The 12,646-nt window shown below is 65.1% G+C and carries 11 protein-coding genes; 9 read left to right on the forward strand and 2 right to left on the reverse strand.

The window, feature by feature from the left end:
* Positions 1 to 65 precede the first annotated feature (65 nt).
* Complete coding sequence (gene hutC / locus AAIH46_RS15940; RefSeq protein WP_430306956.1) at positions 66 to 809, reverse strand: histidine utilization repressor; 744 nt, start codon at positions 807 to 809, stop codon at positions 66 to 68.
* On the reverse strand, positions 806 to 2,152 hold the full coding sequence (locus AAIH46_RS15945) for a formimidoylglutamate deiminase (RefSeq protein ID WP_430306957.1): 1,347 nt from the start codon (positions 2,150 to 2,152) through the stop codon (positions 806 to 808). The genes hutC and AAIH46_RS15945 overlap by 4 nt, the downstream gene beginning before the upstream one ends.
* A gap of 93 nt (positions 2,153 to 2,245) precedes the next feature.
* Between AAIH46_RS15945 and hutI the strand changes: the two genes are divergently transcribed.
* The 9 genes from hutI to AAIH46_RS15990 all read left to right on the forward strand — a co-directional run bounded on the left by hutI (position 2,246) and on the right by AAIH46_RS15990 (position 12,491).
* A complete protein-coding gene (gene hutI, locus AAIH46_RS15950) occupies positions 2,246 to 3,520 on the forward strand; it encodes an imidazolonepropionase (protein WP_430306958.1) in 1,275 nt (424 codons plus the stop codon).
* On the forward strand, positions 3,517 to 5,052 hold the full coding sequence (gene hutH / locus AAIH46_RS15955; RefSeq protein ID WP_430306959.1) for a histidine ammonia-lyase: 1,536 nt from the start codon (positions 3,517 to 3,519) through the stop codon (positions 5,050 to 5,052). The genes hutI and hutH overlap by 4 nt, the downstream gene beginning before the upstream one ends.
* Position 5,053: 1 nt before the next feature.
* On the forward strand, positions 5,054 to 5,875 hold the full coding sequence (hutG, locus tag AAIH46_RS15960; RefSeq protein WP_430306960.1) for an N-formylglutamate deformylase: 822 nt from the start codon (positions 5,054 to 5,056) through the stop codon (positions 5,873 to 5,875).
* Positions 5,865 to 7,553, forward strand: a complete 1,689-nt coding sequence (gene hutU, locus AAIH46_RS15965; protein ID WP_430306961.1) for a urocanate hydratase — start codon at positions 5,865 to 5,867, stop codon at positions 7,551 to 7,553. Before hutG ends, hutU begins: the two co-directional genes overlap by 11 nt.
* A gap of 2 nt (positions 7,554 to 7,555) precedes the next feature.
* A complete protein-coding gene (locus tag AAIH46_RS15970) occupies positions 7,556 to 8,122 on the forward strand; it encodes a HutD/Ves family protein (protein WP_430306962.1) in 567 nt (188 codons plus the stop codon).
* 160 nt (positions 8,123 to 8,282) lie between these two features.
* A complete protein-coding gene (locus AAIH46_RS15975; RefSeq protein WP_430306963.1) occupies positions 8,283 to 9,359 on the forward strand; it encodes an ABC transporter ATP-binding protein in 1,077 nt (358 codons plus the stop codon).
* Between the two features lie 56 nt (positions 9,360 to 9,415).
* The gene (locus tag AAIH46_RS15980; RefSeq protein WP_430306964.1) at positions 9,416 to 10,651 is read left to right on the forward strand and encodes an extracellular solute-binding protein; all 1,236 of its coding nucleotides are present in this window, start codon (positions 9,416 to 9,418) and stop codon (positions 10,649 to 10,651) included.
* Between the two features lie 119 nt (positions 10,652 to 10,770).
* The gene (locus AAIH46_RS15985; RefSeq protein ID WP_430306965.1) at positions 10,771 to 11,649 is read left to right on the forward strand and encodes a carbohydrate ABC transporter permease; all 879 of its coding nucleotides are present in this window, start codon (positions 10,771 to 10,773) and stop codon (positions 11,647 to 11,649) included.
* On the forward strand, positions 11,637 to 12,491 hold the full coding sequence (locus AAIH46_RS15990; protein WP_430306966.1) for a carbohydrate ABC transporter permease: 855 nt from the start codon (positions 11,637 to 11,639) through the stop codon (positions 12,489 to 12,491). Before AAIH46_RS15985 ends, AAIH46_RS15990 begins: the two co-directional genes overlap by 13 nt.
* Positions 12,492 to 12,646 lie beyond the last annotated feature (155 nt).

Raw genomic sequence — 12,646 nt, forward strand, 5'->3', positions numbered from 1 at the left:
TGTTTCATCGCATTAAGAAACATTGCGTCAGCGGCGCCGGCCGACTGCAGGAAGCGGAGGCTCAGCTAGGCTTCGCCGCCCGGATGAAAGCGCGCAACGAGGGAATGACGGTCGCCGGGATAGGTCAACCGGACAAAGGTGACCGGCCCGCTGGCGCCCCACGTGCGCCGCTCGACGACAAGGCATGCGGCATGGCGCGGGATATCGAGTGCAGCGGCAATGGCCGCCGAGGCCGAAATGGCCTGGATGCGGTGCTCGGCCGCGTTCCAGGGCACCCGGCTGATCAGCCAGGCGCCCGGCGCCATCTGTGAAAACTCCTCCGTCGCTGCCTCCGGTACGGTTTCCAGGTTGATCAGCCGCTCTTCGAGACAGAATGGTCGGCTGCCGGCGCTGTGCAGGCAGGTGATCGCCACCAGTGCGGCTCCTTCCGTCAGGTCCAGATGCAGGCGGTCTGCCGCATTCGCCGTGCGGCGGACGCGCTTTTCGACGGCGAAGGTGTAAGGCAGGTTCAGCGACCGCACCTCTGCCTCGATGTCGTGGATTTCAAGCACCGCCGCCTGCGCCACCGGCTGGGCGACGAAGCTTCCCGACTTTTTGCGACGTTCGATCAGGCCGGTGCGCGCCAGCTGCGTCAGCACCTTGTTCGCCGTCATCCGTGAGCAGCCATATTGTGCGGCGAGATCCACCTCGAACGGCAGGCGGTGACCGGGCGGCCAGGCGCCGGAGAGGATCTGTCGCTCCAGATCGCCGAGAATGCGGCTGTGCAGCGTCTGCTCTTTCTCGGTACCCGCCGGGCGCTGCGCGTTCATTGTGACAACAGCTCCTGCATGGTCTTGCGGAACCGTTGGCTGATCGCCTCGCGGCGCTGGTGACGACCCTTTTCCACCTGCCGGACGCCGGACACCCAGACGCAATCGACCGAGATCCCGGTGGAAAAGATCCAGTGGTCGAGGATCTGGTCATCCTTCAGGTAGCCGGCGTCTGCGAGATCGAGCGAGACGAGGTCGGCACTTGCGCCCGGCGCCAGGCCAGCCGAAGCCTGCAAGGCTGCTGCGCCGCCCGCCAACGCGCCGTCGAACAGCATCCGGCCGGTTGACCCGCCCGCTTCGGCCATGACGTTGCGGGCCTTCATCGAGAGACGCTGCGAATACTCAAGTTGCCGCAGCTCCTGCGGCACCGAGATCAGCACGTTCGAATCAGAGCCGATGCCGAAGCGGCCACCCGCGGCAAGGTATGGCGCACCGTTGAAGATGCCGTCGCCGAGATTGGCCTCGGTGATCGGGCAGAGACCGGCCACTGCGCCGGTTGCCGCCATCCGCTGCGTCTCGCCGGGCGCCATCTGCGTGGCATGGATGAGGCACCAACGATCATCGACAGGCGCATGGTCGAGCAGCCATTCGACCGGCCGCAGACCGGTATGGGCGAGGCAATCCTCCACTTCCTTCACCTGCTCGGCCACGTGGATGTGGATCGGACCGTTGCCCGCCAGCGGAAGGATCGTCGCCAGCTCCGCCTGCGTCACGGCGCGCAGGCTGTGCGGAGCGATACCGAGCTCTCCCCCCGGCAGACGCGAGACGATGCCGCGGCAGGCCTCCATCAGCCGCGCGAAGGCGTCCGGATCATGGATGAACCGGCGCTGCCCGTCGCTGGGCTCGGTACCGCCGAAGCCGGAATGGGCATAGAAGACCGGCAGCAGCGTCAGGCCGATGCCGGTTTCGCTGCTGGCTGCAGCAATGCGTTCGGCCATCTCTGCCGGGTTGGCATAGAAGCCGCCGTCGCTGTCGTGATGCAGGTAGTGAAACTCGCCGACCCGTCCGAACCCAGCCTCAAGCATTTCCATGTACAGCTGCGCGGCCACCGCCTCCACCTGATCCGGCGTCATGGACAGCGCAAAGCGGTACATCAGCACCCGCCAGCTCCAGAAGCTGTCGTCGCCCGAACCCCTGGTTTCCGCCAGGCCGGCCATCGCCCGCTGGAAAGCATGGCTGTGCAGGTTCGGCATCGCCGGAACCAGGACGGCGTGCCGCTCGTCGCCACCTTGAGCCGGGACGCCGGTTGCGATGGCCTGGATGCTGCCGCGCTCGATCGTCAGTCGCACGTCGCTGCGCCAGCCTTCCGGCAGCAGCGCTGTTGCCGCGTGGATCACCTGCATGGTGCTGACCTTTCGCTTTCTGACCGCAATTTTGTCTTGCCTCGTTTCCTTAATGTATATACATGTTTTGCCACAAGAGAAGGCGGAAGAACGATGTCTGAGGATCAAATTTCAGCCGTTAACGTCGGACCGGTGAGAGGCTCGGGCCTCTGGGTCAATGCGCGCATCGCAACACTTGCCGGTCAAGGCCCAGGTCTAGGCCTGATCGACCATGGCGCCATCCTGGTACGCGACGGCCGCATCGCTTTCGTCGGGCAAGCGGCGGATCTTGCCGCAGCGGATCGCGCCGGCGTGCCCGTCACCGATTGCGGCGGCCGCTGGATCACCCCTGCCCTCGTCGACTGCCACACGCATCTCGTCTATGGCGGCAACCGCGCGCTGGAATTCGAGATGCGGCTTGCAGGCGCCACCTATGAGGAAATCGCCCGTGCCGGCGGCGGTATCGTTTCCTCGGTCACCGCCACCAATGCTCTGTCGGTCGACCAACTGGTCGAGCAGGCACTGCCGCGGCTAGACACGCTCATTGCCGAAGGCGTCTCCACGGTCGAGATCAAGTCGGGCTATGCGCTGACGATAGAGGGCGAGTTGAATATGCTGCGCGCCGCCCGCCGGCTCGGCGATATCCGCCCCGTGCGCATCGTCACGAGCTGGCTTGCAGCGCATGCCACGCCGCCGGCCTACAAGGGACGCAACGCCGACTACATCACCAATGTCGTGCTGCCCGGCCTTGAGGCGGCGCATGCGCAAGGGCTGGTCGATGCCGTCGATGGCTTCTGCGAGGGCATCGCCTTCTCGCCGGAAGACATCGCCCGCGTCTTCGATGCCGCCAAGGCACTCGGGCTGCCGGTGAAGCTGCATGCCGAACAGCTGTCGGATCTGGGCGGAGCGCGGCTTGCCGCCGCTTATGACGCACTGTCGGCCGATCATCTCGAATATCTGTCTGCGGAGGATGCAGGGGTGATGGCAGAGGCAGGAACGGTCGCCGTCCTGCTGCCCGGCGCCTTCTACACCCTGCGTGAAAAGCAGCTGCCGCCGATCGCCGCCCTTCGCGCGGCCGGCACCGGCATCGCACTCGCCACCGACAGCAATCCCGGCACGTCGCCGCTCACCTCGCTGCTTTTGACGATGAACATGGGCGCCACGCTGTTCGGCCTGACGGTCGACGAGTGCCTGGCCGGGGTGACGTGCGAGGCGGCGCGGGCCCTCGGCCTCCAGGCCCAGACCGGCACGCTGGAGGTCGGCAAGTCGGCCGACTTCGCGATCTGGAACATCGAACGACCCGCAGAACTTGTCTATCGCATCGGCTTCAACCCGCTTCACCAGCGGGTGTTCGAAGGCCACACCACCTCACCGGGAGCCACAGCATGACCATCACCCTTCATCCGGGGAGCGTCACGCTTGCCGACCTGGCGCGCATCTACTGGAATGGTGAGGCGGCAGTCCTCGACCGCGGCTTCGACGCAGGCATCGAGCGCGCAGCCGGCCGGATTGCCGCGATCGCTGCCGGCAATGAGCCGGTCTACGGCATCAATACGGGCTTTGGAAAGCTTGCCTCGATCAAGATCGACAGCGCCGACACGGCAACGCTCCAGCGCAACCTGATCCTCTCGCACTGCTGCGGCGTTGGGGCACCGATGCCTGACAACATCGTCCGGTTGATCATGGCGCTGAAGCTGATCTCGCTCGGTCGTGGCGCCTCCGGCGTCCGGCTGCAGCTGGTCCGGCTGATCGAGGGCATGCTCGAGAATGGCGTGACGCCGCTCATCCCGGAAAAGGGATCGGTCGGCGCCTCCGGCGATCTTGCCCCGCTCGCCCACATGGCGGCGGTGATGATGGGCGAGGCGGAAGCCTTCTTCGGCGGCGAGAAATTGCCGGGCCTCGTGGCGCTGCAGCGGGCCGGGCTTGAGCCCGTCGTGCTCGCCGCCAAGGAAGGCCTGGCGCTGATCAACGGCACGCAGGCCTCGACGGCGCTGGCGCTGGCGGGACTGTTTCGCGCCCATCGTGCCGCACAGGCGGCGCTGATCACCGGAGCGCTTTCCACCGATGCGGCCATGGGATCGTCCGCCCCGTTCACCGCCGACATCCACACGCTGCGTGGCCACAAGGGACAAATCGATACGGCGGCATCGCTGCGCCGGCTGCTGGAGGGATCGGTCATCCGCGAGAGCCACCTGCAGGGCGACGAGCGGGTGCAGGACCCCTATTGCATCCGTTGCCAGCCGCAGGTGGATGGTGCCTGCCTCGACCTGCTGCGGATGACGGCGCGGACACTCGAGATCGAGGCCAACGCAGTCACCGACAACCCGCTGGTGCTGTCCGACGGCAGCGTTGTGTCGGGTGGCAATTTTCACGCCGAACCGGTGGCTTTCGCCGCCGACCAGATCGCCATCGCCATCTGCGAGATCGGTGCGATCGCCCAGCGTCGCGTGGCGCTGCTCGTCGATCCCGCCCTTTCCTACGGCTTGCCGGCGTTTCTCGCCAGGAAGCCGGGTCTCAACTCCGGGCTGATGATCGCCGAAGTCACGTCGGCGGCGCTGATGAGCGAGAACAAGCAGATGGCGCATCCCGCTTCGGTGGATTCGACGCCGACCTCGGCGAACCAGGAGGACCATGTGTCGATGGCCTGCCACGGCGCGCGGCGACTGCTGCAGATGACCGAGAACCTGTTCGGGATCATCGGCATCGAGGCGATGACGGCCGCCCAGGGCGTGGAGTTCCGCGAGCCCCTGACGACCAGCCCCGAACTGCAGAAGGCGATGGCAGCGCTGCGCGCCGTGGTGCCGACGCTGGAGGAAGACCGGTTCATGGCGCCGGACCTTGCGGCAGCCGCACGCCTGGTGGCGGACGGGTCACTCGTCGGCAGTGTCTCGGACGACATATTGCCCGGGCTGGAGGGCTGAGGTGAATAATTTCGAAATCAGCAGAGGTACCTCGCCCGTTATCCTCGCCTTCCCGCATACGGGCACCGAAGTGCCGACGGACATCTGGGAACGCCTGAACGACAACGGCCGGCTGCTTGCCGATACCGACTGGCACATTCATGACCTCTATGGCGGTCTCCTGCCAGAGGCGACGACGGTGCGTGCCACCTTCCATCGCTATGTGATCGACGCCAACCGGGATCCGTCCGGCGCGAGCCTCTATCCCGGCCAGAACACCACCGGCCTCGTGCCCGAAACCGATTTCGACGGCCTGTCGATCTGGCGCGAAGGCGAGGCGCCGACCGAGACCGATATCGCCGACCGCCTGCAGACATTTCACGCCCCTTACCATACGGCGCTGGCGACCGAGATCGAGCGGGTGAAAGCGATCCACGGCATCGCGGTTCTCTACGATTGCCATTCGATCCGCTCGCGGATCCCCTTCCTGTTCGAAGATCGGCTGCCGGATTTCAACATCGGCACGGACATGGGCCGCACCTGCGACGCGCGGATCGAGACGGCGGTTGCCGATATCGCCGCGTCCGCTCAAGGCTATACGTCCATCGTCAACGGCCGCTTCAAGGGCGGCTGGACGACGCGCCACTACGGACAGCCGGCAACCGGCGTCCACGCGATCCAGATGGAACTGTCGCAGATCTCGCATCTGGCGACCGAGCAGCCGCCCTTCGCATACGACGTCGACAAGGCCGAGCGCTTGCGCGTGCACCTGAAAGAGATCCTCGAACGCATCGAGACGATCGCCGCGACATTGACGAACAAGGGGAACAAGCATGACCGATAATCCACGCCACAACATTCGCGACGTGCGTGCCGCGACCGGCACCGAACTTTCCGCCAGGAGCTGGATGACCGAGGCGCCGCTGCGCATGCTGATGAACAATCTCGATCCGGATGTCGCGGAAAATCCGCACGAGCTGGTGGTCTATGGCGGTATCGGCCGCGCGGCGCGCACCTGGGACGACTTCGATCGCATTGTCGAGACGCTGAAGACGCTGACCGAGGAAGAGACGCTGCTGGTCCAGTCGGGAAAGCCGGTCGGCGTGTTCCGCACGCACAAGGATGCCCCGCGCGTGCTGATCGCCAATTCCAACCTCGTGCCGCACTGGGCGACCTGGGATCATTTCAACGAACTGGATAAGAAGGGCTTGGCCATGTACGGCCAGATGACCGCCGGCTCGTGGATCTATATCGGCACGCAAGGCATTGTTCAGGGGACCTACGAGACGTTCGTCGAGGCCGGTCGGCAGCATTATGGCGGCAGCCTCAAGGGCAAGTGGATCCTGACCGGCGGGCTGGGCGGCATGGGCGGCGCGCAGCCGCTTGCCGCCGTCATGGCCGGCGCCTGCTGCCTGGCCGTCGAATGCGACGAGACGCGTGTCGACTTCCGCCTGCGCACCCGTTACGTCGACGCCAAGGCCCACACGCTGGACGAGGCTCTGGGGCTGATCGACCAGTGGACGAAGGCCGGCGAGGCCAAATCCGTCGGCCTCATTGGCAATGCCGCCGAAGTTTTCCCGGAGCTCGTCCGCCGCATGCAGGCCGGCGGCCCGCGCCCCGATATCGTCACCGATCAGACCTCGGCGCATGATCCGCGCAACGGCTACCTGCCGCTCGGCTGGACCGTCGAGGAGGCCAAGGCCAAGCGGGAAAGCGATCCGAAGAGCGTCGAAGTGGCAGCCCGTGCCTCGATGCGGAGCCATGTCGAGGCGATGGTGGCGTTCTGGGACGCGGGCGTGCCGACGCTCGACTACGGCAACAACATCCGCCAGGTGGCCAAGGAAGAGGGCCTCGAAAACGCATTCGCCTTCCCGGGCTTTGTGCCGGCCTATATCCGCCCGCTGTTCTGCCGCGGCATCGGCCCGTTCCGATGGGCGGCGCTGTCGGGCGATCCGGAGGACATCTACAAGACCGACGCCAAGGTGAAGGAACTGCTGCCGGACAACACCCATCTGCACAACTGGCTGGACATGGCGCGCGAGCGCATCGCCTTCCAGGGTCTGCCGGCGCGCATCTGCTGGGTCGGCCTCGGCGACCGCCACAAGCTCGGCCTCGCCTTCAACGAGATGGTGCGCTCGGGCGAGCTGAAAGCGCCGGTCGTCATCGGCCGCGATCATCTGGACTCAGGCTCCGTCGCCTCGCCGAACCGCGAGACGGAGGCCATGAAAGACGGCTCGGATGCGGTGTCCGACTGGCCGCTCCTGAACGCACTGCTCAACTGCGCATCGGGCGCCACCTGGGTGTCGCTGCATCACGGCGGCGGCGTCGGCATGGGCTTTTCCCAGCATTCAGGCATGGTCATCTGCGCCGACGGCACGGACGATGCCGCCCGCCGCCTGGAACGGGTGCTGTGGAATGATCCGGCAACCGGCGTCATGCGCCATGCCGATGCCGGCTACGAGCTCGCGTTGGATTGCGCCACGGAAAAGGGTCTTCGCCTGCCCGGCATTCTGGGAAACTGACAATGAGGATCCTGAAAGCTGCAGACCACAGGCGCATGCCCTGGAAGAACGGCGGCGGAGAGACGGTGGAGCTCGGCGTCTTTCCCGCCGGTGCCTCGGTCGATGATTTCGACTGGCGCGTCAGCATGGCGACCGTCGCAACCGACGGGCCGTTCTCGACATTCGACGGCGTCGACCGGACGCTGGTCGTGCTGTCGGGCCATGGCGTGGAACTGTCTGTCGAGGAGCATCCCGCGGTGGTTCTCGATGCGGCGGCCCTGCCCCATGGCTTCCCGGCGGATGCTGCGACCGATGCCAGGCTGATTGATGGCCCGATCACTGACCTCAACGTGATGACCCGCCGCGGTCGCTTCGAACATCATGTCGAACGACTTCCTCTGCCTTACGTCGGGCGGCGCGTAGAAGCGCTCTGCCTGCTGTTCTGCCGTGTCGGGCCTGTGGTCCTGGAGACCGAGGCCGGCCGCTTCGACCTCGATACCCTTGACTGCGCGATGATCCCCGCCGAAAGCACCATCCTCTCCGTCAGCGGCAACGGCGCGGCGGTGATGATCGAGCTTCGGCAGGTCTAGACCGTGAGGGCTGAAGAGAAATTAGCCGCACACGGATAATTGCTTCCACAGGGGTGCTCAAGACGGCTGGCTTTTTGGCCTGTCAGTTTTAAATCCTGTCGCTATGATCCGCCGCCAGGCAAGGGCGCCGGTGGAGCGTCTTCGCGTTCGGGAGGAATGAGTGGCTTCTGTCAGCCTTCGCAAGCTTGAAAAGAGCTACGGGTCCAACCGTATCGTCAACGGCATCGATCTCGATATCGACGACGGCGAGTTCGTGGTGATCGTCGGCCCGTCGGGCTGCGGCAAGTCGACCACCTTGCGCATGGTGGCGGGGCTTGAGCCGATCAGCGGCGGCGAGATCCGGATCGGCGATCGGGTAGTCAACCGGCTCGCGCCGCGCCACCGCGACATCGCCATGGTCTTCCAAGACTATGCGCTCTATCCCCACAAGACGGTGCGCGAGAACATGGGCTTCAGCCTGAAGGTCCGCGGCGTGCCGGCGAAGGAAGCGGATGGACGCGTCGGCGATGCCGCCGAGATGCTCGGCATCGGCCATCTCCTTGACCGGCGTCCGGGGCAATTGTCGGGCGGCCAGCGCCAGCGCGTGGCGATGGGCCGGGCTATCGTCCGCCGTCCGCAGGTCTTCCTGTTCGACGAGCCGCTGTCCAACCTCGACGCCAAGCTGCGCGGCCAGGTGCGCACAGAAATCAAGCGCCTGCACCAGCAGATCGGCACCACCATTCTCTACGTCACCCACGATCAGGTTGAGGCGATGACGCTCGCAGACCGCATCGTTATCCTGCGGGACGGCGACATCGAGCAGGTCGGGACGCCGGACGAGGTCTACAATCACCCTCGCAGCATTTTCGTCGGCGGCTTCGTCGGCGCGCCAGCGATGAACTTCATCAAGGCGACAATCGACACCGGATCGATCATGCTCACCAACGGTGACCGCCTGCCGCTTGCCGGCATCCACACCGACCGCGCGGCAATACGCGACGGACAGAACGTGATCGTCGGCATTCGCCCGGAGCACTTCGTCGGCGCGGCCGCGCCCTCTCTGGCGCTGACGGTCACGGTCGAGGTCGTCGAGCCGCTCGGCTCGGATACGCTTGTGCATGTGTCGCTGGGCGGCGAGCCGCTCACGGCACGCATGGCCCCCGACATGCGACCCGAGGTCGGGACGCGGATGCGCATTGGCCTCGATCCGTCGAAGCTCCATCTATTCGATGCCGGGACCGGTCGGGTCCTGGCGTGATGTTCGCCCGCGGGACTTTATCGAAGCCCGCTTCAGCAATGACTGGGAGAGTAAAGATGAAGACGACATTTGCAGCGGGTGCCATGCTGTCTGCCGCCCTCCTGGGAGGAGCGCCTCTCGCCCATGCCGACACGGAGCTCAAGGTATTCGTCTCGAGCCAGCATCAGCCGGACGTCTGGCGCAAGGTTCTCGACCAGTACGAGGCTGCCAATCCCGGCACCAAGGTAACGATCGAAACCGGCGGCAACACCTCTGAAGCGCAGGTCCAGTATCTCAACACCGTCATGACGGCGAAGGACACCGCCCTCGACGTGCTGATCCTCGACGTCATCCGCCCGGCGCAGTTCGCAGCGGCAGGCTGGACAAGCCCGTTCGACGGCAAGGACATGTCGGCCTACCTGCCAGCCTATTCGGAAGCCAATACGGTCGATGGGAAGGTCGTGGCGCTGCCGGCTTTCGCCGACGCGATGTTCCTCTACTATCGCAAGGATCTGCTTGAAAAGCACGGCATCCAGCCGCCGAAGACCTGGGACGAGTTGAAGGCGGCCGTGAAGACGATCAACGGCGCCGAAAAGAACCCGGACCTGCAGGGACTGTCCTTCCAGGGCAAGGCGATCGAAGGCGCGGTGTGCACCTTCCTCCTGCCCTACTGGAGCCAGGGAAAGACGCTGGTCGACAATGGAAGGCTGAATTTTGACCGCGACGCCGCGGAAAAGTCTCTGGCTCTGTGGAAGAGCTTCGTCGACGAGGGCATGTCGAAGAAGAACATCGCGGAAGTTGCCACGGACGATACGCGCAAGGAATTCCAGGCGGGCGATGCGATCTTCGCCGTCAACTGGTCCTATGCCTGGGCGCAGTCGCAGGGCAAGGACTCGGCGGTCGCCGGCAAGGTTGGCGTGGCGAGGCTGCCGGCCATGACCGGCGGCGAGCAGTCGACCTGCCTCGGCGGCTGGGAATGGGGCGTTTCGGCCTATTCGACGCATCAGGACGAGGCAAAGAAGCTCGTCGAATACCTGTCGGGCAAGGACTCGTCCAAGTACATGGCGATCAACGGCTCGCTGCTGCCAACCTACGGCGACCTCTACAAGGATGCCGATGTGCTGAAGGCGGCCCCGTGGTTCGCAGACGCGCTGCAGGTGGTCGAAACCGCCAAGCCGCGTCCGGTCACGCCGCGCTACAACGAGGTCAGCGAAACGATCCGCACGACCGTCAATGCCGTGCTGGCCGGGGTGATGACGCCGGAGGATGGTGCGGCGCAGATCGAGGCTCGCCTCAAGCGCGTGCTGCGGTAGACGCCTCGCCTGCCGGGAATCGCCTGATTGATGACAGAAGCGCGGGAGCCTCAACCCTGAAGACGCCAAGCCTTAACGACACCGACGGCAGCGGCGCGCAACCGGCGGTCTGGACGCGGATGCTGGACCCGAGCGACCGGCTTCTTGCCGGGCTGCTGCTGGCGCCGGCCGCGATCCTCTTGTCGGCGATCATCGTCTATCCGGTGCTGCGGTTGTTCTACACCAGTCTCTTCAACCTGTCGCTGACCTCTGGCCTCCCGGGCGAGTTTGTCGGCATCGAAAATTACCGTCTGATGCTCGAGGATCCGGTGTTCTGGGAGACCACCTGGAACACCGTGCTGATCACCCTGATCACGGTTCCGGGTGCGCTGGTCGTCGGAATGGGTCTTGCCATTCTCGCCAACCTGCGGTTTCGCAGGCGCTGGCCGGTGCGCCTGTCGCTGCTGATCCCCTGGGCGCTGCCGCTCTCGTTTGCCGGGCTCATCTTCGCCTGGTTCTTCCATTCGGAATACGGGGTGGTCAACGACGTCCTGGCGCGCTTCGGAATCGAGGGCGTCATCTGGTTCAACTCGCCGAACCTCGCCTTCGCCGCCATCTGCCTGACGATTATCTGGAAGACGTCGTCGTTCATGGCGCTGATCATCCTGGCCGGCCTGCAAACCATTCCGCGCTCGCTCTACGAGGCGGCAGATGTCGATGGTGCCGGCCGCATCCGGCAGTTCGTCGAGATCACCCTGCCGCTGCTGAAGCCGGCCATCGTCGTGGCGCTGATCTTTCGCACGATCACCGCGCTGCAGACCTTCGACATCCCCTACATGATGACCGGCGGCGGCCCCGGCACATCGACTGCGACGCTTGCCATGTACATCCACCAGAACACGGTGTCGTTCCTCGACCTCGGATATGGCGCGGCGCTTGCCGTGGTCATGTTCGTGCTTTCGATGGGGGTGACCGCGATCTACCTGCGCATCCTTCGCGCCAGGGAGTGGGCCACGTGAGCGGCGCACCTTCAGGCTCCTGGCTGTCGGGGCGACCGCTGCGCTTCATTGCCGCGGCGATCCTTATGGTCAACGGCCTGTTCCCGGCACTGTGGATCCTCTTCACCTCGCTGAAGACGGAGGCCGAGCTGACTGTAAAGCCGATCACTTGGGCGCCGCATGCCGCGACGCTTGCCAACTACATGCAGGCGTTTTCCGACCAGCCGCTGCACCTCTTCCTGTTCAACAGCTTCATGGTCGCCCTGCTGTCGACATGCCTGACACTGCTGGTCTCGGTCCTTGCCGCCTATGCGCTGGCGCGCCTCGACCTCAAATATCGCGGCCTGATCCTGTCGCTGATCATCGCGGTCTCCACCTTTCCGCTGGTGACGCTGCTGGTGCCGCTGTTCGAGATCATGCGGGCGCTGAACCTCCTGAACACCTGGATCGCGCTGGTGCTGCCCTACACGGTCTTGTCGCTGCCGATCTGCACGCTGATGCTGATCTCGTTCTTCGAGGGCATTCCGCGCGATCTGGAGAATGCCGCGATGATCGACGGATGCACCCGGCTTGGTGCGCTGTTCAAGATCGTCGTCCCGCTGTCGGCGCCCGGCGTCTTCACCGCCGGTATCCTCGCCTTCGTCAACGCCTGGGACGAGTTCCTGCTGGCGCTTTCGTTCAACTCGAACCCGGCTTTGCGTACGCTTCCTGTCGGCATCCAGCTCTATCAGGGGGAGTTCGCCTTTCCCTGGCCGGTGATCTCGGCAGCCCTCGTCGTCGGCATCGTGCCGGTCGCCATCCTCATTGTGATCTTCCAGGAGCGCGTCGTGTCCGGCCTGACCCGCGGCGGCATCAAGGGATGAGGGCCGGTCGTAAGAGCCATGACATTTACACGCGAGAGGCCGTGTGCAGGCTCTTTGCTCTGGCCCCGGATGTGCTACCACACCAGCGCATCGTCGGGAGCGGTGAATGGGAGAGAGCGCAATCATCCGATGCGTCCAGCTGTCGCCGTGTTGTC

Origin of the sequence: Rhizobium sp. 0TCS1.26, assembly GCF_050455525.1 — a bacterium.
Lineage (GTDB): Bacteria > Pseudomonadota > Alphaproteobacteria > Rhizobiales > Rhizobiaceae > Neorhizobium.

Bases quoted from the DNA above. Each gene is read 5' to 3' on its own strand.
- hutC (WP_430306956.1), bottom strand. From the start codon at position 809: ATGAACGCGCAGCGCCCGGCGGGTACCGAGAAAGAGCAGACGCTGCAC.
- AAIH46_RS15945 (WP_430306957.1), bottom strand. From the start codon at position 2,152: ATGCAGGTGATCCACGCGGCAACAGCGCTGCTGCCGGAAGGCTGGCGC.
- hutI (WP_430306958.1), top strand. From the start codon at position 2,246: ATGTCTGAGGATCAAATTTCAGCCGTTAACGTCGGACCGGTGAGAGGC.
- hutH (WP_430306959.1), top strand. From the start codon at position 3,517: ATGACCATCACCCTTCATCCGGGGAGCGTCACGCTTGCCGACCTGGCG.
- hutU (WP_430306961.1), top strand. From the start codon at position 5,865: ATGACCGATAATCCACGCCACAACATTCGCGACGTGCGTGCCGCGACC.
- AAIH46_RS15970 (WP_430306962.1), top strand. From the start codon at position 7,556: ATGAGGATCCTGAAAGCTGCAGACCACAGGCGCATGCCCTGGAAGAAC.
- AAIH46_RS15980 (WP_430306964.1), top strand. From the start codon at position 9,416: ATGAAGACGACATTTGCAGCGGGTGCCATGCTGTCTGCCGCCCTCCTG.
- AAIH46_RS15985 (WP_430306965.1), top strand. From the start codon at position 10,771: ATGCTGGACCCGAGCGACCGGCTTCTTGCCGGGCTGCTGCTGGCGCCG.